Origin of the sequence: Fundicoccus ignavus, assembly GCF_009659375.1 — a bacterium.
Taxonomy (GTDB): Bacteria; Bacillota; Bacilli; order Lactobacillales; family Aerococcaceae; genus Fundicoccus; species Fundicoccus ignavus.
This window is the reverse complement of record NZ_WJQT01000029.1, coordinates 1-21418: the sequence shown is the minus strand read 5'-3', so window position 1 is coordinate 21418 and position 21418 is coordinate 1. Positions and strand designations below refer to the sequence as shown.

Sequence of the window (21418 nt, the reverse complement as noted above, 5' to 3'; positions counted from 1 at the left end):
TTACTCAATAATAATATTCGGGAATGAATTTTGAACTTGAGCTTTAAAGTTGCTAATAGCAGTTTCTTTATCTACTTCACCTTTTGAATAAGGAGTTAATGCATGATCAACAAATAATACGTTAATTGCTTGGTCATATTCAGTGATGATTTCACCATTGATGTTACCAACTAAGTCTGCAAATGCAGCATAGTGATTTTGTCCGCCAAGGAATTCATCGCTATATTCCCCTTTAATTTCTTCTACAACGTTCACATCTGATACAATATCACCTGTATCTAATGCCCAGTCTGTTAAGAATTCTGGGTTAGTTGTAATGTAAGTAACTAAATCTGATGCTTCAGTTAACATATCTGAGTTTGCCATCGCACCTAACCATGTACCTCCACGGAAGTATGCACTAGGTCCTTCAACCATACGCCAGTCGCCTTCAGTTGCTTCGCCGCCATTAGGCTTTAACCAGAAGTGCAAGCCCCAAGATGGTAAGCTATAGCCAAAAATTTCATCTTGTGACATTCCACCGAAATATGCTTCAGACTCAGGTGGAGCATCCAGCATTAAGCCTTCTTCATTCATCAATAATGCCGTCTCTAATAATTCATCCATTTTAGGATCAATTACTAATTTACCATCTACTACCCAGCCTTGTTCACGAGTCCCTAAGTAAGCAAAACGTAAGTCATCGATTCCTGAAATCATGTAAACTTCTCCATTTGAAGCCTCATTAATTTCACGAGCAGTTTCAATGAATCCATCCCAATCTGCAAGTTTTGCTTGCATCTCTTCTGGTTCAGTAATACCTAATAATTCTTCCGCGATACTAGCACGGTAGAAGAATGCTCCTGGAGCTGCTTGCCATGAGTTTGCATAGTAAACACCTGCTGAACTTGTTCCGATGCCTTTAACATAATCTAACGTATTCTCAGAACCAGCAGTCACATTTTCGAATTGTGACAAGTCTGCCATTAATCCAGATTCAACATACTTTTTAACAAAGTTTTGCTCTAAAAGAATGACATCAGGTGCTGCATCAGTTCCAACAATTGGATCTAATTTAGCTTCAAATTCAGCAGTAGGAATGTTCACAATTTCAATCGTATAATCTAATTCAGGATTATCTATAATGTAATAGTCCTCAATCATCGTATTGATTTCATTAGTAAACGACCAAATTTCTAATACTCTATCGCCTGATCCAAAACTTTCAGTTTCTTCCTGTGCTAAAACTGATGTTGCGCCAAAACTATTCAATACTAAAGACCCAAGCAAAACATTTGTAACTAAAGTTTTAAATTTCTTCATTATTTTGTTACTCCTCATTCTTTTTAATTTTGTTCTTCATAACGGAAATAATCAAAATCTGCGACAAGTTTTCTACCCGATGTATCAATACAGTTAACACCAATAAATGCGCCTGTGAAAAATCCTCCTTCCTTTTGGCTTACATATTCATCTGATAATTGTCGAGAATCGAATGTTGTATCAATCACATTCCATTTCTCTCCATCAAGTGAATAGCTATAGTAGTATTCAGCTTGATCAACGTTTACTCTAAAGTAAACATATTCAACCTCATTTGGAACGGGTACCATTTCGCGAAGTGGTCTAGCTAATTCTCCACGATCACAATGTAAGACATCAATTACTCTTCCTAATTCTGGATCCCAAGTTACATGGATACTCGTCCAATTACTTGTATTATAATAAGCTACCAAACCAGCTTGTTGTTGGAATGAAATTGGGTTAACGGCTACTTTCGTTTCTGCTTCAAAATTTAGAGCTTGCCATCTTCTAGCAACAAATGAATGTGAGAAATGGTTATGGAAACTTCCTCCACCTATTAATCTTAAATGGCCTGGACGTTCAGTTAAGCTACCCATCTTTTCATCAAATGGAATTCTAACCGTATTCCACTGATGATTTAATGTACTTTCATCAAAATCATCAACTATTGGATAATCCGATGGCCATGTCACTTCTGGTAAATCTGGCATCTCTACTTCATCTTTAGGATAATTTCCACCTACAACATAAGGCCAATCATTATTCCACTCAATTTTTTGAATTGCAGTTTCACGCCCTAATGGACTATAACCTCGATCATCTAATATACTCTGGGTCTCATCTGGCAACGGACGAGAAGTTAAATGGGCAAAATACCACTCACCATTTTGAGTATCTACTAAAGAACCATGTCCTGCCCTCTGTAAACGAATTTCCGGATGGTGGAAAGAAGTGATTAACGGATTATCTGGATGAACCTCATATGGACCTTCCAAATTACGAGAACGCGCCACAGTTTCTTGATGATGGAATAAAGTTCCGCCTTCTGCAGTAAACAAATAATAGTAACCATTAATTTTGTAAAGATGTGGGGCTTCAACAAGCTTAACGTTTGTCCCTTTAAAGATGATTTGAGGTTCTCCGATTAAGCGCTCTTGTTGAGGGTCATATTCTTGCAAAGCAATACCTGCAAAATTATGATGCCCTACTCTATTATCCCAAACCATATTGACAAACCATTTACGTCCATCATCATCATGAAATAATGAGGGGTCAAAACCAGATTGATTCATTTCGATTGGTTTGCTCCAATCACCATCAATTGTTTCACAAGTTGTCAAATAATTCGTGACATCTTTCCAAGGGCCCTTTACAACTTTGACGTCTGAGTAAATTAACCAAAATTTACCATCGGCATAAGATAACTGTGGAGCCCAAACACCACCGGAATCAGGATTACCACGCATATCTAATAATTCTGTTGTTTTCAAAGGTCTTGAAACTTGATGCCAATTTTTTAAATCTTTGGAGTGATGGATAACGACACCTGGAAACCATTCAAACGTCGAAACGGCAATATAATAATCATCTCCTACCCTCAAAATGGATGGGTCCGGATTAAAACCTTTTAAAACTGGATTTTGAATCATCATTTAGTATTTTCCTCCATTCATAAATATAAGCGCTTACCAAAACCCCTGAAAACTTCGCACAGCTTGAATGACTGAGCGAAGTTCAACCTTATCTAAATGTTCTTTAAACTAAATAATCATTTAATAGTGATTTCACGTACTCTAAACGGTTAGATTTATTCTGAATATTTTGGTTTTCTAGAGCGTATTCAGTTAGCGATTCTAAAGTCACTTCTTCAGCAACAATCTTCGCACCAATTCCTTCTGTATAGCTTGCGTAACGATCAGCAATTAAGTTTTCAAAATATTTATCTTCTTTTAACTTAGCTGCACCTTTCAAACCACGTGCATAAGTATCCATACCAGCGATATGCGCTAACACTAAGTCATCCATTTCAAATGATGTACGACGTACTTTAGCATCAAAGTTGATACCACCAGGTGCGATACCACCATTTTCTAAAATTTCATACATTGTTAATGTTGTGTCTAATACGTTTGTTGGGAACTCATCTGTATCCCATCCTACCATTGTTTCTGCATGGTTCGCATCAATCGATCCTAAAGCATTGTAGGAACGCGCCACACGTAATTCGTGCTCAAACGTATGCCCGGCTAACGTTGCATGGTTACCTTCTAAATTCAATTTGAAATGGTCTGTTAAACCATATTTCTGTAAGAATGCCATAGCTGTTGCTGCATCATAGTCGTATTGATGAGTCATTGGTTCTTTGGGTTTTGGCTCAATTAAGAATTGAACTTTGTGACCAATTTTTTCTGAGTAGGCGATCGCCATTTTATAAAGTCTTGCTAAGTTATCTAACTCTAATTCCATATTTGTATTTAAAATAGATTCGTAACCTTCACGTCCACCCCAGAATACAACGTTCTCTCCACCAAGCTTTTTGCTTAAATCTAGTGTCTTTTTAACTTGAGCAGCAGTATAAGCAAATACATCTGCATTATTTGAAGTTGCTGCACCGTTTAAATAGCGAGGATGTGAGAATGCATTTTGTGTATTCCATAATAATTTGATGCCTGTTTCATCCATTTTTTCTTTCATCATATCTGTAATAATGTCTAAGTTTTCGAAGAATTCCTCTAAAGATTCACCTTGAGGCGCGATATCCACATCGTGGAAACAGAAATACTCAACACCTAATTTTGTTAATAGCTCAAAGAAGGCATCTACACGATTTTTGGCTGTTTCAAGTGGCGTTTTCCCTTCCCATGTACGTAGATTAGTCCCTGATCCAAATGGGTCATCACCCTCTTGAGTCATTGTATGCCAGTAAGCTAAGGCAAATCGTAAATGTTCTTTCATCGTTTTACCTAATACTACTTCCTCCGCATTGTAATGACGAAATGCAAACGGGTTTGATGAAGTCGTTCCTTCATAATTTATCTTGTCAATATTAAAATAACTCATTTTACTGCCTCCTGATTATTGTTTATTTGGTTTGTAAATTTTTTTAACTAACCACATGATAACGTTATCATTTTAGTTTGTCAATACTTTTTACAAACTGATTGCTATTCTTAACAAATTGTTTTATGCTAGAAATATGAACAACTGCGAAAGGAGCGGGCTTTAGAATGGGAAATATAGAACTAAAAAAAAGAGAGTTTAACGAAATAAAATTACTCGGCTCGATTATTGATCACCAACCAATTTCTCGAGCAAATCTTGCAAAAATAAACAACTTAAACAAAACAACCACATCTACTGTTGTAAACAATTTACTCGAGGAGCACCTAGTGTTCGAATCCGGTATCGGATCCTCTACATTAACAGGAGGTAGAAAACCAATTTTGTTAGAGTTCAACCCCAAATCTGCTCTTGCCATTTCGATTGAACTAGGGGAAAGTCACATTCAATCTTGTTTAGCGTATCTAAATGGAGAAATGATTCAGTTTAGGGAAGAGCTTTATACTGAAATAAATAGTGAAACCATTATAGATAAATTAATAGAGACCATTGATCAACTACTATCCAATGCTCCGGTGACTCCTAATAATTTAATTGGGATTACTATAGGGATACATGGCGTTACTTTAGACAATCGAATTACATTTTCTCCCTTTTACAATTTAGAGCATTTAGACATACAGCAGCAACTTCAAGCTTATTATCTTTGCCCTGTTTACCTCGAAAACGAAGCGAACTTATCAGCAATTGGAGAATATACATTTATTACAGATAAAGATCGAATTATTAATCTAAATATAAAAACAGGTATTGGCGCAGGTGTTATTCACTTTGGTAAATTAATGACTGGGACACATGGTCGCTTCGGAGAGGTAGGACATACAATTTTATTCCCTGGGGGAAGAGAATGCCCATGCGGTAATCGAGGGTGTCTAGAGCGCTACGCTTCTGCAAAAGCCTTGTATCGCAGCATTAAAGAACGAATGAATATTGATTTTATTGAAGTTGATGAATTGATTCGACTTTGGAAAGCTGGAGACCCAATCATTACCGAAGAGGTTTTAAAAGTTATTGACCACTTAAGTGTTGGTATCAACAACTTAATCTCTTCTTATGATCCTGATGAAGTTATTATAAACAGTGCTTTGTTTAATCACGATCCTTGTTTAATTGAAGAACTCAATAAAAGATTAAACAGCCGAATAACTAAAGAAACAAAACTTTCAGTCAGTAAATTAACTGATAAAGCAATTTTATTGGGAGGCATTGCTGTCGCAGCTTCTCGTTATTTAAACATAGAAAATTTAAAACTTCCAGCAGTCTCTTTACAAATTTTACAAGAGAATGTTTAATTTTCTTCAATTGAGAAGACCTCGGACAATGCCCGAGGTCTCTTTTATATCTGCACAGAAATTGAAAGCACCTTTAAACTATCAGCAATCATCATCGGAGTGAAAAAATTCAATCTTTTAGACAAATTCCTTTCAACTCATCACCTTACACTTAAAATGTATGAACAACATTAACGCTATGCTAACCATTAATATTAATGGTTAATACCCCCTCCTATTTGTATGGTCTATCACAGATAGTTCAGCTTGAGGCTTTAGTTATAGCTGTATAAAAGGCCAACATTTAACTAGCTCAGCACATGATCAGTGCAAATTCTTCATTAATCAATCGGGTCCTAACTTTTAGGCTAAGCAATTCTGTAGCAAGAGTGAAGTTTTGATAGAAGTTATTAAAATGGTAAAGCCAAACGTTAAGCAGCTCACAAAGCACCATTCAATAAATATTCTTTTCCTAATACCAAAGCTTACGAAAAACACCTCCCGACATACCACATCAGGAGGTGTTCATACTTATTCCGTTAAATCATTTCACTAAATCAATAAGAATTAAGCTTCAGAAGCACCACTCACTGCATCAACTGCTGAAGCTTCAACTACTTCTTCTGTTACGCTTGCGCTTGAAACAGCGTCAGCATTTTTCTTAGCTTCTGCAGCAGTTACGCCAGCTGGCTCGTCATGAATTGAAGCACTGCTATCAGCATCTGAACTTTGAGATGCGCCTGAAACTGCGTCAGCTTTTGGAGCACCCACTAATGTTTGACCCGTTTGCTTTAAGTACCAATCGATTACTGGCTGTAAGTCTAAGATGTACTCATTGATTCCGCGGTAGTTACCCTCACCATCGCGCATTGCTTGATAGTGGTGAACCACGAATTTATCAGGACCGTGAGTTGGAACATTTACTTTAACAATATCTTGTTTGCCCGTACGTAATTGATTCAAGACCCAAGAAACGTTTTTGTGCGTTTTCGGTGGGTGACATTTCGCCAATGGATTCCCTACCTGTGCTGGCCAACGTTTCGCTAACATTTCTTCTGGTTCAGCATTGCGGTTATAATATAAGAATTGATTGTTTTCATCCGCGAATGTTAATTCAAGTGGCATTGAGTTCAAGAAAATGTTTAATTGGTCGACTGTTAATAGACCGCGGTCTAATTTTACATACGTGTCGCCCTCAACTGCATTCACTTTCTCTGCCGCTTGTTCTAACCAATCGTCGGCCTCTTTGTCCACACCTTCTACCGTCGTTGCGACTTGACCTGTTGCCCATAAATCTTCCACTGCTGGTGCCTCCTTCGGCGCTGCTGGTTTTTCTAAAACTGAGACCACTTCGATAAAGCGTAAGAATTTTTCTAAACATAGACCCAAGAATTTTGTAGTCCCTGCATCTTTTAAATCGCCGGCTTCGTCAAACGCTTCTTTTACATTTCCAAGTAAGAATTCATTACCTGGTAATACAATGGCGTTCACGCCTGGTGAGTCTAAAATTTGGCGTAAGTCTAACTGCGCACGTGATGAACCTTGTTTGAAATATGAAGCGCCAATAATCATCACTGGCTTGTTTTCGAAAGGATGTATTTTGAAAGATAGCCATTCGATGACACTCTTAAGAGCTGCTGGAATTGTGTGGTTATGCTCAGGTGTTGCGATAATCACACCGTCAGCCGCCTTGATTTTAGCTGCTAAAGTTTGAATGACAGGCGTTTCTGTTTGGTCGTCGGATTGATTAAACAATGGAACATCTTTAATTTCTAAAACTTCTAATTCAAATTTCGACTTAAAGTGCTTTTCGATAAATTTTAACAAAATACGATTATACGATTGGTCGGCGTTAGATCCTACAAGTCCTACTAATTTCATCATTCAATTTTCCTCCTATTAATTATCCCAAGAAAAGTTTTCAGCATGTGCTTTATTGGCGGCATGTGCCTGATTTAATTGACTCATAATTTCAATAAAGCGTAAGAAATCTGCAAATAAGCCATTTAATAAAGTAATGTTTTCTTCATCGACTAAATTGCCATCCCCATCGAATGCTTGTAAAGAGTGGCTTAACAAGAATTCTGAACTTGGCATAATACGCGCTTTTAATTCTGGTGCATCTAAGATTTGACGCAAATGTTGTTGCGCACGTGATGATCCTAATGTTCCGTAAGATGCGCCCGTAATCATAACCGGCTTATCGACAAAAGGTACGACACCATATGACAACCAACTTAAAGCATTCATTAAAGCGGCTGGCACTGAATGATCGTATTCAGGCGTACTAATAATAACACCATCAGCTGCCTCAATTTTTTCAGCTAAGGCCTTTGCATTGTCAGGCAATGTTTTATCAGCTGGTTTATTGAATAGCGGCAGATCTTTAATTTCCACTAATTCGATGTTAGCTTGCGTTTCAAAATGCTTTTGCATGTATTCTAATAGTGTGCGGTTCGTTGATTTATCTGAGTTTGTCCCTACGATTGCGATTAAATTTACCATTTATTTCTCCCCCTGTTTAACTGACTCTTCCATCTTCTTTAGTTCTGCTAATGCGACTTTGTTGCGATTAATTTTCGAATAAGCTCTGGCATCGTGAATCAATTCCAGAATTTCATGAACCGGCGCTGCTTGCTTGATCGCATTCTTCGCTAATTGAATCGCAGCGCGCGCCAAGTAATAGGTTACGTGATTATCTGAGCAAATGTTAATCGCATAATGACACAACACATCACTTGCTTCGATTTCATCAATCTCTGAATAAAAGACAGCCGTCTGAAACAGAATGTGTAACACACGCCAAGTATCTTCAATTGTACGGTTGGGATATTCATAAATTCGTTCTAAAACTTTCTGAAAGTAAAACTCCGCCTTATCTTGGTCGTCTTCTCTCATGTAGACCATGCCTATCCCCGTATAGGCAAGCAAATGAAATATTTCCGAATCTTCATTGTGTTTAGCTGTAATGATTTGATCAAAAATAAACAAAATATCCATCGTCGGCGATTCTGCGTAAATCTCTAAGAAGCCATTCAAATAATGATAACGTAAGTCTAAGATTGAATCCTCTTCTAAAGCTTTTTGATCAATCGTCGTTAATAGTTGACGCGCTAGTTCAAATTCGCTGGTAATTAGCCAGAATTCAATTTGGTTCATTTTCTCAACGGCTTCAGAATTCTTCACACCCACTTTCGGGAATAATTCCCCTAGTGGCAAGTTCAGACGATTACAAAGTTGGATCAGTATTTTTAAATTGGGAACTTGACTGTTATTCTCAAATCGACTCAGTGTTGCTTGAGTACAAATCCCTTCACATAATTCGCTTTGTGCCAAACCTAGACGTTTTCGCGTTTCAACAAATCTTTCAATATCCAAAGGTACACCTCCCCATTCCTCAAGCTGCTTTCCACTTCATTTTTCTTACGAAAATCGAAAACCACTTATTCTTTGTGTTTGTTTTCACATTTTATAATCAAAGTATACACCCCTATACACGAGGTGTCAAGACAGTTATATAATTTTTTATATAGAGTTTATATCAGATTTTAAAGGCAAAATACTTTCCTATATTAATCACGATTTCTCTAATAAAGATTGCTTATAAATAATCTTTTCGACCTTTAATACAGACCTAGCTAGGTCTCCCTTCAAAGTGATTTTTTATTTCAATGTGTTAACTCGACTTCTGAGTTTGATGATTGAAGCCCTCAATGTTCAAACTCAAACCGCGAGTTTAAACATTGAATCAGTATTTGACTGCTTTATCCAAAAAAACTGTCAAAATATGAGATTTCAAGGACAAAAAACCAGTTGTGCATCACCTTATAGGGGATGCTTCTCTTTCAATGTGTTAACTCGACTTCTGAGTTTGATGATTGAACCCCTCAATGTTCAAACTCAAACTGCGAGTTTAAACATTGAATCGGTATTTGACTGCTTTATCCAAAAAAACTGTCAAAATATGAGATTTCGAGGACAAAAAACCAGCTGTGCATCACCTTAAAGGTGATGTTTGTCTTTCAATGTGTTAACTCGGCTTCTGAGTTTGATGATTGAACCCCTCAATGTTCAAACTCAAACTGCGAGTTTAAACATTGAATCAGTATTTGACTGCTTTATCCAAAAAAATTGTCAAAATGTGAGATTTCGAGAACAAAAAACCAGCTGTGCATCACCTTAAAGGTGATGTTTGTCTTTCAATGTGTTAACTCGGCTTCTGAGTTTGATGATTGAAGCCCTCAATGTTCAAACTCAAATCGTGAATTTAAACATTGAATCAGTATTACCCAACACGGTAAGAAACTCTCGCCTCTCTGCTTAAAAAATGCTGTTTAGATTATAAAACGTAGCTCAGCGACTTGTTTTCCAATGTGGTACACTAGGTGATTGACTGGAAAGGACCTCACAACCGTGAGGCTTTGAAAACGACAACAGCCTTGGAAAACATTCAGCTGAGGGAAGTAAAAAACTTGATAAATCAACATAAAACTTATAAAACCTTATATTACAAAAAAACGCAGCCTCTACAGCCGCGTTCATGTTCTAAAACTCTAATTTGAAGCGATCGATTAAGAAGCGGGCTAAACCGTCTTCGTTATTCGAATATTCAGTCACTTCATCTGCCACAGATTGTAGTGCTGAATTCCCGTTAGCTATCATGACCCCTGTTCCTGCATAGTCCAACATTTCAAGGTCATTTTGTTCATCACCAAATGCGATAACATTTTTCGCATCAATTTGGTAATAACGTGCTACCCGATCCACTCCAATTGCCTTATGAATCCCGTGACGTACCACTTCTAAAACGGGTGCTTCTCCACCCCATGTTTTCACATCGATATAGTCACCAAAAATTTGGTTAACATTTTCTTCGATGGTACGTTGGTGCTCACGTTGACTTAACAGTAATAACGCTGTGGGGTCACGGAAAACTGTTTCACGCGACAAGATGCCACGTTCTTCTAAACGCATCCAATCGTAAATCCCAATGGTTGCTGATCCTTCTCGTTTAGCATCTTCATCGCCGAACGATAAGCGACGCGAATATAACTGGTCCTCACCTTCGATTAACATTAAATCAATTGCTAACTTATCTTGTTGATCCAATAACTCTAACGCTATGTCGCGTCTTAAACTTTCATGATAACCTTCTGACCAAGTACGCCCTGGAAAATGACACAGCGCCCCATTATAATTGATCATCGGACGACGAATTCCCAACTCTTCGTAAATTCCTGCACTACTGCGGTAAGGACGACCTGTTGCGATCGTTACAACATGTCCTCGCTTATTTAATTCACGTAACGTTCGAACCGTCAACGAACTCAATTTCGACTCTTCATTCAAAGTCGTTCCATCCAAATCAATCGCAATTAACTGACGTTGCATCCCAAAACTCCCCTTCATCCAAACAATTTTACCTATTATACCAAACAATCCATGACTACAAAATAGTTACTTTTATTGGACAAGTAGGTAGATTGCCAAACCGAATGACACCATTGCTGATATAACGGACATTAGCACAGTAAAGTCAAATTCACGCCTTTCACGGTACTCTTCAATCGCAGTCCATGACATAAGTGAGCCAATGGCTCCACATAACAATAGACTGAATTCTCTCGATTCAATATACCCCATCCTTAACAAAAGCCAAACACTTAGCATTACCACAATATATAACACTCTTACTCGAGTGAACCGTTTTTTACGTCGCATAAGCATCCTCCCTATACAAAACCGTCTAACCTCAGTATGAGTTACTCACTCATCCCGGATTAGGCGGCTGTTCTTACACACTTTAATTTAAGCTAAATCTTCAATACGTGCTAACAAATCTTTTTGTATATCTCCAAGACCTAACGCTAATGGCTTTAAATTTAATTTGTATGTCTTATCATTCGTTTCCAAGACAATTTTCTTCACTAAGGCACCCGAAACTTTCACCCTCGTTACTTCACTCAACGGCACTGTATCCACGGCCACTTCTTTAAACGACATGTTCATTTGAACCAGCGTCAACTTCTCGTCATCAAGCACCATGACGTAGTATTTTGGCAAAGGGATGTTGAATAATTTTGCTTCCTCAACGTAGCCCGCGACCGCGTTCGGCCCACCATATTTAGCTTGAATCGCTCTGACGTCATCTTTTCCTATTGTCAATTTCATTACAATCACCTCTCCCTAATTAAATTATACAAAACCACTCAGGACAGGTCGAATGATAACCCTCCTAGCCAGAATACTTACAAAAATTGTTCGCATATTATTCGCTATTAAGTCTTTGCGTGTGCTATATTCAAACTAACAGATAAACTGAAGGAGGTTTCAAATTGCAAAATAACCACATCGAACGTTCCTCGCAATTATTCTATGCCCAGCTAATACTCATTGGGCTGGCCATTGCACTCTTAACTGCTGCTGGACAGGGGACGTTACCTGTTTTGACGCCCGCCTTAATATTGAGCGAGATCACGCCCATCAGTTTCGGGATTTGGACGATTTTGTTCGGCAGCGTTTTTCTAGGCATTGCACGTTTACTGGCCCCAAGGACGAGAGAAAACTTTTTGCAACAAATTCTAGCCACAATCGGTATTGGCCTGTTGATTGATATCGGCTATATGCTATTTAAAGGCATCGCTAGTGCTAGCTTTTTAAGTCAAGTTTTCTTTGTTTTGGTAGGTTGCCTACTGCTAGCTGGCGCAACTTATTTACAAACTGAAAGCCAACAACTTGTCTTTTCGGCCGATGTGCTGACTAACGCAATCGAGCAGCGTTCCGGTTTGCACCTGACGAATAACTTTCATGTGATCGATATTATCGGCCTTGTCAGTGGTATCCTGCTGGCCTATTTCATTTGGCAAAGCTTTCACGGCATCGGCATGGCAACTTTTATTCCGCCTTTCTTAGTTCCTTATTTCTACTATTTAATCGACCAAGCTGTAATGAAGTTAGAAGGATAAAGTATGCAACTCCTCACCTAGATTTGGTGGGGAGTTTTATATCGTTGGGAATCGCTGACTTTTTGGGTGCGGGGCCATCTAGTCTCATTAGCCCATCGTTCAAGTCATTCACACCATTATCCATCACTTCAGTTACCTTTCCGAAATGCCCAAACCAGGCTTTCACGGACATTCGTCTAACCAAACAAAAACAGATCCCACAACAGGACCTGCTTCATTACTTGCTACTATTATATAACTACTCTGCTGGCTCCAACTTAATCTCACGAAAATCACTAACAATTTTGGCTGTCGCACTCAGATCTTGTTCAGGATACTGACTATCCCGAAAACCAATACAGTACATGCCAGCTGACTGCGCGGCTAAGGAACCATTGCGCGAATCTTCAATCACGATGCAATCCTCAGGCGCCACACCCAACATTTCTGCAGCACGCAAGAATACATCCGGTGCAGGTTTCGAATGTTCGACTTCTTCCCCACTCACCAAACAATTGAAATACACATCGGCATCTAAATGCTCAACCGTTCTGATTATTTCAGATTTTGGCGAAGACGAAGCGACTGCCAACAAGTATCCTTTTTCGGAAGCTTCCACAATAAATTCGCGAATATAAGGATACGTTTTTAAGCCATCACGCAAAACGATTTGTTCGCGTTTCTCTAACATTTGTTCAATATATACAGCGGGTTCTTCTGGTAATGCATAGTCCTCTACAATATGTTCCCAAGTATACTCATGCGTTGTTCCAACAAAACCGTAAATATATTCCTCGCTAATTGCATGCCCCAAACTCTCTACCTCTGCTTTAATCGCAGCCGTATAAGCATATTCTGAATCAATCATTACGCCATCCATATCAAATATTATCGCCTTCATCGCAAACTCCTTTTGGATCATCATTTTTTTACAAGGCTTACATCTCTATTATAGTCCATCTAAAAGCCAACTTAAATGTATATCAGAAAGCCTCGGATAAATCCAAAGTTTTCAAATTATGTTTATTAATTTCAATTCAGTAATACAGCGTTCCTTTTATTGGTTACTAAGCGTAACTCAGCGACTTGTTTTCCATAGCGGTATAAAGGGCAATCGGCGTAGCTTGCTCTGACTTTGAGCATAGCGAATCAGACAGAACCTAGCCGATTGAGCTGGAAAAGCACTAACTTCAGTGAGACTTTGAAAGCGACCACCGCCTTGGAAAACAATAAGCTGAGAGAAGCGCATATTTTGAAAAATCAACATAAAACTTATAATTCCTAAATAGACAAAAAAACCACCATCCTAAGACAGTGGCATTCTATCAAAATATTTTGACAAATATGTGCGCTTACTTATCCTCTACTGCTTGCTCATCTTGCGGCTCTAATTGAGTCTTTTCTTCATCTAAAGTCAAAGCTCCATCCTGCATATAATAAACCTTATCGCAGTGACCAATCAAGCGCTCATCATGAGTGACCATAATGGTTGCTTTATCTTGTTCCTTTGTTTCACGCGCTAGAATTTCGACTACCTCAAAAGCGCGTTCAGTATCCAGGCTAGCCGTCGGTTCATCGGCGAGAATCACTGAAGGATCATGATAGAGGGCTCTTGCAATAGCGACTCTTTGGCGTTCACCACCTGACAGATCACTTGGGTATTTGTCTCTTAAGTCTTCAATATCCAATTGCTTCAACCATTTATCCACGACTTCGCGCTGGAACGGTTCGTGGCGTATTTTGTTAACGAGTTTTAATTGATTCTCGACGGTCAGGTAAGGAATCAGATTGGATGCTTGCAGAATAAAGCCAATTTCGTTAAAGCGTAGCTTCGTGCGCTCTTTATCGGCGACTTCGCTAAAAGGTTCATTGTTAATCAACACTTTGCCTTCCGTTGGCGTCTGTAGACCGCCAATAATCGTCAGGAAAGTACTCTTGCCTGAACCACTCGGTCCAATTACAGCCACAAATTCACCCTTTTCAACGGAAAAATTGGTGTCTTTTAAGGCTAGAATTTCCTTGCTGCCATCGTTAAATTTCTTACTGACACCTTGTACTTCAATTGCTTTCATGTAAGTTCCTCCTTATCCAATTGCTTCCAGTGGATCGATTTTCGCTACGGTTCTGACTGAGAAAAAGGCACCCAACAAGGCAAAGACAATCATCAAACCTGAAATAATTAACATAAAATACGGATTAGCCATAAAGGGGACTGTGCTTGGTAAGAAAAAGGCAGTCGCTACCGTTAACAATAGACCAATGCCGACACCCAAAACAGCTAAAATTAAGGTTTGCGCTAAAACTGACAGCGCAATATAACGTGTCGAGATACCTTGGGCCTTCATTACACCAAACAAACTTGCTTTCTGAACCGTCAGCACATACATAAAGATACCGATCACCACGGCCGCAATCACAATTAGAAAGCCAATCATTAAAGCAAACGTTAAGACTTGAGCCATGTAGCCTGGTAATTCTTGGACATAATCTTCAATGGTGTACAAGCGCAGACTATCATCCTCCAATGTGACTTGGTTTAAATTGTCATCTCGCACCACGAAGGCGCTAATTCGACCTGCAGGTGATTGATCCTGTTCTTCGAAACGTATTTCCTGATAGGTCGGAATCGTCGTATATAAAACGGGCGAGACACTAAACTTCGCATTCTCAGTGAAGCCAACTACTTTAACCGTTAAATCACTCCCAGCTAAATTCAGTTCGTCACCCAACGCTACACCAAACTCTTCCTTCATACTAATATCCGCCACCACTTGATGGTCTTCCGTCACAGCTTCCCCTTCAATTAGTTCAGGGATTAGAAACTCATCGGGATGCACCCCGAAAAAGTTGACGGATATTTTGTCATCTTCGTTGTTTGAATCTTTGGGACGTACGACGTTCGGGGTAGTCCCCAGCATTGCGATTTCCTCGGCGTCAATCGCATCACGCAAGCTATTCCCCATCATCGACATATTGATATTACCATTGGCTTCATCGGTTAGGACGATTGCGGTCGCGTCCCATTTATCAATTGCCGTGCGGTTATCCTGAGCGAGACCATAAGCCAAACCCGTCAAGAAATAAACGAGGTAACTCACTAATACCATCACACCTATAATTAAAGCAAAACGTGTCTTTGAATATTTAATTTCATTCCATGCTAAAAACATTTACTTCATCACCTCTCCCTGAAACTTATCATCCGATAAATTTATATTAAGTCTATTTGACAGGTAATCACAGCACAGTTAATATGTGTTATGATATTAACACGATATTCATGAAAGGAGCACCCATGGACTCTAACGATAATAAACCTAATCATTCACTTCCAATCCAGCCTTACACAACCCGTTACCTCATTCTCGAAAAGGCTCAAGAGCACTTTATGCGAGACGGCTATAAAGCAACTTCAACCCGTCGCATTGCCAAGGAAGTGGGCATTACTCAACCTAATCTTTATCATCATTTCGCTAACAAGGAGGCTCTCTATATTGCTGTCCTCGAAATGGTCGCGAACAACGCAATGGATGATTTAAAATTAATCCCGGCAGAAACCGACCATCAATTAGAGGAGACTCTCATTAAAATGACGTATTATCTACGTGAAACGCATCCTTATAATTTTCCCGTTATGTTTAATGATATGAAGAAAGAAATTTCACCTGAAACCAGTTTCGCCCTCTACAAAATATTTCAAAAAGCCTACTTACAGCCATTTATCGACTTATTCGAGGAAAATTCTGCTCAATTGATTGAAAATTTCGATGCAGACTTATTAGCAAATCATTTCTTCTTAGTTATTTCACCATACATGAATCCCGATAACCTGTCATACAGTAAACTATCGATTGAGACTATTATCGACTTTTTCTTAAACGGTATCAAACGATAAGCCTTATTCAATCCATAAAAACAGCCGCATCCCTCGTTAAAGGATAGCGGCTGTTATTTAATTAACCCACAATTCTATTCTTAATTACCACTTGATCGACATTTAAATTTGTCCGTGTCGTGACATTGGCCATAATAATATCCGCCACATCTTCAGGGTCCATCAACTTTTGAATCGACTCACTTTCATAAATCCCGTCCCAAAAATCTGTCTTCATTCCGCCCATATAAGCGCTTAACACACGCACATTTGTATCAGCCAATTCCACCAACAAACTCTCGGTAAAACCGCGCACCCCAAACTTACTGGCACAATAAACTGCTTCCGTCGCCTTACCTGTCAAACCAGCCGTCGAAATCACATTCAAAATACTGCCCGCATCACGCTCGCGCATATTTGGCAACACTTCCTGCGTACAATAAATCGTTCCCTTCAAATTAATATCAATCATCTGATCAATCTGTTCATCCGTAATCAACTCCGCCTGAGCAAAATAGCCCACCCCAGCATTGTTAACTAACACATCCACACGACCAAACGCCTCAAGAATTTGACTCATCACGCTGACCACATCGCTCCGCTTCGATACGTCCATCGAATAAACCGATGCCGCCTCCAACTGATACTTCGCCACTACTTCACGCAAAGCACTCTCACGACGCCCCAGCAAACAAACGTGATAATCCAACTCCGCAAAACGCTTCACTAAAGCCGCACCTAAACCCGTCCCCGCTCCAGTAATGACCACAACTTTCTTCTCTGACATACGAACTCCCCTTTCCACAATACGGCTCATTTCGTATTCTGGCGATATATGATACTTAAAACTTTCTATTTACCACTAGATTAACAGTAAAAGAGACAGTATACAATGAAACTGTCTCTGGTGTATTTAAAATTTAAATGGATAAAGTTATCTTTTTAAAAACGTGATTCGATCCAACCAGATATCGCTAAACGATTACAAAAGTATTACAATATTCTCATGGTGGTGGATTTCACTTAAAATAACTAATTATTTATAGGTTTTGTGAGACATAACCTTATATTTATTATTGATTTTGGTGAACTTTCCCACCTCTGTTTTGAAAAGTGCTACTTTTTTCTGCAGCCTCCCATTGAATCCCTCAAAAAAAGTAGAAGATTAGCGAGGCACCAATCTTTTACTTTTAGGATTGTTATGGAGGTTAACCTTTTGAACTTGCCGAGATATTCATTCCTTCTATAAAATACCGCTGGAACAGGAAGAATACGACTACTGGGAACAAGACAATTAGAGAGCCTGCCATCATATAATTCCATTGAGTCGCTACTTGACCTTTAAATACTCGTAAGCCGATTTGTAACGTATAGAGCGACTCATCATTTAGATACAATAACGGCCCTAGAAAATCGTTCCAAATATAACAAACAAAAGCAACGCTAAAACAATAAAAGCATAAGATAGAATAATTGTGCTTCCTTAAATCTTTCAAAACCAAGTCTGCCTTTTGATTCTATTAACACTTTTAACCTCTTCATCAACGAACCGTCCATCTGATTACCTATAGCTGATATCAAGCTCCCAAGTACCCCATTCCAACTTCTTTTCTCAAAGTACTTCACTCAACATTCTTTTCTCAATTTTCTCTTCTTATATTTATCTCCTTACATTTACCTTCTTAAATTTCTCTATTCTAACTTATAGTGGCTCTGCCATGCACTTCCAAGAAATAGTTGTCATTTTTCGATGTGGGATAAACTTAAGACGTCCTCCTCATAAAAATCCGTTTTACTGAGATTGCTCCAGCGAACCTTAACCTTTAAGAACGTTCCACCTCCACTGAACTCATTACAGAACCTAATTTCAGTGGATATGGAAACACCGTTTACCTTCCGAGTCAGTTAGACTACTTTCACATCTCCCTCAGCTAACCAACCAATCACCCCACCTTGATAGCCTAATAGATAAGTCAGGACATGATCCGTTTGCACACGCCGTTCCATCACATCAAAGGTCGTTCCCTTGACCCATGCATCGAGCATTTCACCTGTATAAAATCGACTAGCTGTTTTCAAAACTTGAACTCTCTTCGGTACTACAATACTCCCACTAGCATTAGAACCAGCACCCTCACCAGAAGCCACGTCTTTCAACAACTCATTCACCCGCTTCTGAACGGCGCTCGCATCATAACCCGCCTGAGTTAAAGCCGCAGACCTTGCCGGCGAATTACCCCAGATTCCTAATAGGACTTCCTTCGCCAAATCTTCTACTGTTTTCTGAGTAATCGGCATACTAATCCCACCAGCATCCTTATACTTAGGACGCCCAAAGCCTTTAATGCGCCAATCATTCCAAGCAAACCAATGTTGCGCCACCTTACCATTTGAATTCCCTTCCACGGTTCTAAAACGTTCCCCGGACACTTCCGCTACCCATCCAATATGGTCGGCAAAGCCACCTCCGTCCCAGTCAAAGGTTACGAGATCCCCGACCGCGGGTCTCACACGCCCTAACCAAATCCCTAAACTGCGCATTAACTTAATATGGCGCTCCACCCCACATTCACGCCCCGTCAATGCACTGACACCTGCTTCATCCGCAATTACCGTTACAAAGGCATCGCACCAAGCATCCTGATAAGTCATCTTATAACCACTCGGCCTAGGTAGTACCGCGTTATAGCGATCAATCATCGCTTTGTGCACCGGTCCATTCTGCCAAGCTCCCACATACTTTACCGCAATCGCCACAACTTGTTTAGCAGTCAACCACTACTCCCCCTTTGATTAGAATTGCTTCACCAACATTATCAGACGTTGACTCGTCCTCTTTCGGAACAGGCGTCATCGAACGTACCAGGCTCCCTCCGCTGCCATCATCCCCATCATGATAATTCCGACTCGATACCTGCAGTAAGCCCCCGAAGAAGGCGGTTAGAATATTCACCGTACCGACATACACTTCAATGTTTTCGACACCATAAAGACTACCCAGGCCAGCGATTAAACCTGAAAAGGCCGGCAGAAAAATTAACACAAGCCACTTTAAACGATCATACACTTCATTATTAAAAGACACCCTGAACCACCTCCTTTACTGATAATTTCAATTCACCCAATTCCTGACGAATCTCATCAAACATTCGTTCCATCAAATCTAAGCGTCGCGCCTGAAACGATAGGTTTTTGGCCAAACTTTCACGCATCGCTTTTCCTTCCACAATCTCATCGGCCATCCGGTCAATTCGACTGATTAAAGCTTGAATCGACGCAATCAAGGACACTAACTTCGATAACAAAGTCACCACTGCCACTACGACACCGACCCAAGCACTCCATTCCCCCACCGATAAAGCCAAACCGCCAGCAAATAAACCCAACACACATAACCCCCTTTCCAAAATATGATTCCTAACGCAGCAACAAATCCTTCAACTTCTCCAATTTCCCTGCCAGCTTCTCCTTACGTTTATACATCGTCTGACGACCAACCCCATAATACTCTGCTAATTCAACCATCGACCACGTACCATCACAAAGTAATAAAAACAATTCAAACTCATCGCCCGTTAGGATACGTCTTGCTTCTTCGATAAAGACTAACATCCCCGTACTAGCTGCTTCACCTGGCGCAGTACACACTAATTCTCCCGTACCATAATCTAATAACTCGGCGACATTCTCACTCGGCAGCACCCTTTTTTCTTTACGGAGCAAGGAGATTAACTGCCAGTATAAACCGCGTCCCGCAAATGCTACAAAGCGAATGCGGTCGGCTCCTAATGCTTGCCCGTCGAAGTTTCTTTCAATTTCTAATAACTTCAAACGTAATTCCTGGGCATAATCGTCATAGAACATATGTTGCTGACTCACTTGTGCACGTGCCAATGTACGGTGAATCAACTTTTCAAACTGAGCTAAGACGCGCGACCGATGCAATGACCTAACGTCCATACTCAAACACCTCACTAAAAACAAAGTTAGTCAAAGTCAATAAATTTAACCCATAACAAATACCCAACTTAATCATAGGAGCCCACCCTACCTTTGCCATTGAATATGAACAAAGGTAAGAGGTATGTTTCAATTCCATTGACACACTCGACACGTAAGCGTAATAAGAGTCCATCCTGACTCATGCCAACACTTACAGCTAGAACGTCTTCGTGTTCTAATAGTTCTTCAAGTAAATTTTCCAAATAATCACTACCTCCTTAGTAAATTTGAAATCGTTTACATTTAATACTTAAAATATAAGCCCTCTGGCACTCTTCTCGTATCGCTTCAACTTATTGATTCGATAAGATATTCTGTCGATAAAAACAATCCATAAATTCATGATCGGTCATTTCCAATTCGAAAAAACAACCATTCGTAAATTGATAACTTGGCAAGTTACGTCCATTAATAATATTACTAATCGTACAAGGCGACATGTCAATTCTTTGCGCTAATTCCTTCGCATTCATCCCCTTACTTTTCAAAATATTGCAGAACTTTTCCGCATCAACGGTCATAGACATTTTTCCTCCTTTTGTGTGATACAAGACTTGTGAAACATCAAACAAACTTGATAAAACCAAGATACACCATTCTTTACGTCTTTTCAATAGTAAAATTAACAAATATGAATTTATTTATATTTCACTGTAAACTATCAACATTTTGTTGCGTAAGGATGGTATAAACATATCGGTTCACACATTTAATTGCTACTACTGTGGGTCGAACTTAAATGTTTGGTCCCATTTATATAGAAATAGCCCAACACAACCCTCCATCGCTCGTATAATGATTATTCCGCGCTCTCAGATCCACCTCTCCAGCAGGACGAGTCTTTGGATAGCCATTTCGAGTCCACTAGTCCGCATATCAGGTTCATTTGTTATTCTGTTTGAGCATTAAATTCGCGCATATTC

General features: G+C 39.4%; 22 protein-coding genes and 1 pseudogene. 3 read left to right on the top strand and 20 right to left on the bottom strand.

Annotation, left to right across the window (positions count from 1 at the left end; translation table 11 throughout):
* The 3 genes from GF867_RS12665 to xylA form a co-directional block, all read right to left on the bottom strand.
* Positions 1 to 1302 carry an ABC transporter substrate-binding protein gene (locus GF867_RS12665; RefSeq protein ID WP_153833458.1) on the bottom strand — a complete coding sequence of 434 codons (1302 nt, stop codon included), beginning with the start codon at positions 1300 to 1302 and terminating at the stop codon, positions 1 to 3.
* 23 nt (positions 1303 to 1325) lie between these two features.
* Positions 1326 to 2933, bottom strand: coding sequence for a glycoside hydrolase family 43 protein (locus tag GF867_RS12660; RefSeq protein ID WP_301538524.1), 1608 nt, complete (start codon positions 2931 to 2933; stop codon positions 1326 to 1328).
* Between the two features lie 106 nt (positions 2934 to 3039).
* Positions 3040 to 4344, bottom strand: a complete 1305-nt coding sequence (gene xylA, locus GF867_RS12655; RefSeq protein WP_153833456.1) for a xylose isomerase — start codon at positions 4342 to 4344, stop codon at positions 3040 to 3042.
* A 167-nt stretch (positions 4345 to 4511) separates the two neighbouring features.
* Here xylA and GF867_RS12650 point away from each other — a divergent pair, with 167 nt between their 5' ends.
* Positions 4512 to 5696, top strand: a complete 1185-nt coding sequence (locus GF867_RS12650) for an ROK family protein (RefSeq protein WP_153833455.1) — start codon at positions 4512 to 4514, stop codon at positions 5694 to 5696.
* 546 nt (positions 5697 to 6242) lie between these two features.
* Here GF867_RS12650 and GF867_RS12645 read toward each other — a convergent pair.
* The 6 genes from GF867_RS12645 to GF867_RS12620 form a co-directional block, all read right to left on the bottom strand.
* Positions 6243 to 7556, bottom strand: a complete 1314-nt coding sequence (locus GF867_RS12645; RefSeq protein WP_153833465.1) for an NADPH-dependent oxidoreductase — start codon at positions 7554 to 7556, stop codon at positions 6243 to 6245.
* An 18-nt stretch (positions 7557 to 7574) separates the two neighbouring features.
* Complete coding sequence (locus tag GF867_RS12640) at positions 7575 to 8180, bottom strand: NADPH-dependent FMN reductase (RefSeq protein ID WP_153833454.1); 606 nt, start codon at positions 8178 to 8180, stop codon at positions 7575 to 7577.
* Entirely contained in the window at positions 8181 to 9053 is an 873-nt protein-coding gene (locus tag GF867_RS12635; RefSeq protein ID WP_153833453.1) for a helix-turn-helix domain-containing protein, read from the bottom strand. It abuts the gene before it with no gap.
* Positions 9054 to 10220: 1167 nt separating this feature from the next.
* Positions 10221 to 11066, bottom strand: coding sequence for a Cof-type HAD-IIB family hydrolase (locus GF867_RS12630; protein WP_153833452.1), 846 nt, complete (start codon positions 11064 to 11066; stop codon positions 10221 to 10223).
* Positions 11067 to 11138: 72 nt separating this feature from the next.
* The gene (locus tag GF867_RS12625) at positions 11139 to 11396 is read right to left on the bottom strand and encodes a hypothetical protein (RefSeq protein WP_153833451.1); all 258 of its coding nucleotides are present in this window, start codon (positions 11394 to 11396) and stop codon (positions 11139 to 11141) included.
* Between the two features lie 87 nt (positions 11397 to 11483).
* On the bottom strand, positions 11484 to 11846 hold the full coding sequence (locus tag GF867_RS12620) for a hypothetical protein (RefSeq protein ID WP_153833450.1): 363 nt from the start codon (positions 11844 to 11846) through the stop codon (positions 11484 to 11486).
* A gap of 164 nt (positions 11847 to 12010) precedes the next feature.
* Here GF867_RS12620 and GF867_RS12615 point away from each other — a divergent pair, with 164 nt between their 5' ends.
* On the top strand, positions 12011 to 12640 hold the full coding sequence (locus tag GF867_RS12615; RefSeq protein ID WP_153833449.1) for a DUF6198 family protein: 630 nt from the start codon (positions 12011 to 12013) through the stop codon (positions 12638 to 12640).
* Between the two features lie 238 nt (positions 12641 to 12878).
* Here the strand turns inward: GF867_RS12615 and GF867_RS12610 are convergent, their stop codons facing one another.
* From GF867_RS12610 to GF867_RS12600, 3 genes are all read right to left on the bottom strand, one after another.
* Positions 12879 to 13520 (bottom strand): HAD family hydrolase, encoded by a 642-nt coding sequence (locus tag GF867_RS12610; RefSeq protein ID WP_153833448.1) that lies wholly within the window; start codon positions 13518 to 13520, stop codon positions 12879 to 12881.
* 451 nt (positions 13521 to 13971) lie between these two features.
* Entirely contained in the window at positions 13972 to 14691 is a 720-nt protein-coding gene (locus GF867_RS12605; RefSeq protein WP_153833447.1) for an ABC transporter ATP-binding protein, read from the bottom strand.
* Between the two features lie 12 nt (positions 14692 to 14703).
* Positions 14704 to 15789: an ABC transporter permease gene (locus GF867_RS12600; protein WP_153833446.1), complete on the bottom strand. Its 1086-nt coding sequence runs from the start codon at positions 15787 to 15789 to the stop codon at positions 14704 to 14706.
* Positions 15790 to 15914: 125 nt separating this feature from the next.
* Between GF867_RS12600 and GF867_RS12595 the strand changes: the two genes are divergently transcribed.
* Complete coding sequence (locus tag GF867_RS12595; RefSeq protein WP_172974032.1) at positions 15915 to 16514, top strand: TetR/AcrR family transcriptional regulator; 600 nt, start codon at positions 15915 to 15917, stop codon at positions 16512 to 16514.
* A gap of 61 nt (positions 16515 to 16575) precedes the next feature.
* Here GF867_RS12595 and GF867_RS12590 read toward each other — a convergent pair whose 3' ends face one another.
* From GF867_RS12590 to GF867_RS12560, 8 genes and pseudogenes are all read right to left on the bottom strand, one after another.
* A complete protein-coding gene (locus GF867_RS12590) occupies positions 16576 to 17280 on the bottom strand; it encodes an SDR family oxidoreductase (protein ID WP_153833444.1) in 705 nt (234 codons plus the stop codon).
* A gap of 421 nt (positions 17281 to 17701) precedes the next feature.
* A pseudogene (locus GF867_RS13775) lies at positions 17702 to 17914 on the bottom strand (carbohydrate ABC transporter permease); the annotation flags it as partial.
* A gap of 484 nt (positions 17915 to 18398) precedes the next feature.
* The gene (locus GF867_RS12585; protein WP_153833443.1) at positions 18399 to 19268 is read right to left on the bottom strand and encodes a CHAP domain-containing protein; all 870 of its coding nucleotides are present in this window, start codon (positions 19266 to 19268) and stop codon (positions 18399 to 18401) included.
* Positions 19258 to 19578 carry a phage holin gene (locus GF867_RS12580; protein ID WP_153833442.1) on the bottom strand — a complete coding sequence of 107 codons (321 nt, stop codon included), beginning with the start codon at positions 19576 to 19578 and terminating at the stop codon, positions 19258 to 19260. The genes GF867_RS12585 and GF867_RS12580 overlap by 11 nt, the downstream gene beginning before the upstream one ends.
* Complete coding sequence (locus GF867_RS12575; RefSeq protein ID WP_153833441.1) at positions 19568 to 19882, bottom strand: hypothetical protein; 315 nt, start codon at positions 19880 to 19882, stop codon at positions 19568 to 19570. Before GF867_RS12575 ends, GF867_RS12580 begins: the two co-directional genes overlap by 11 nt.
* A gap of 28 nt (positions 19883 to 19910) precedes the next feature.
* Positions 19911 to 20453 (bottom strand): sigma-70 RNA polymerase sigma factor region 4 domain-containing protein, encoded by a 543-nt coding sequence (locus GF867_RS12570; RefSeq protein WP_153833440.1) that lies wholly within the window; start codon positions 20451 to 20453, stop codon positions 19911 to 19913.
* A gap of 68 nt (positions 20454 to 20521) precedes the next feature.
* Positions 20522 to 20698: a hypothetical protein gene (locus tag GF867_RS12565; protein ID WP_153833439.1), complete on the bottom strand. Its 177-nt coding sequence runs from the start codon at positions 20696 to 20698 to the stop codon at positions 20522 to 20524.
* 90 nt (positions 20699 to 20788) lie between these two features.
* The gene (locus GF867_RS12560) at positions 20789 to 21016 is read right to left on the bottom strand and encodes a helix-turn-helix domain-containing protein (RefSeq protein ID WP_153833464.1); all 228 of its coding nucleotides are present in this window, start codon (positions 21014 to 21016) and stop codon (positions 20789 to 20791) included.
* Between the last annotated feature and the right edge of the window lie 402 nt (positions 21017 to 21418).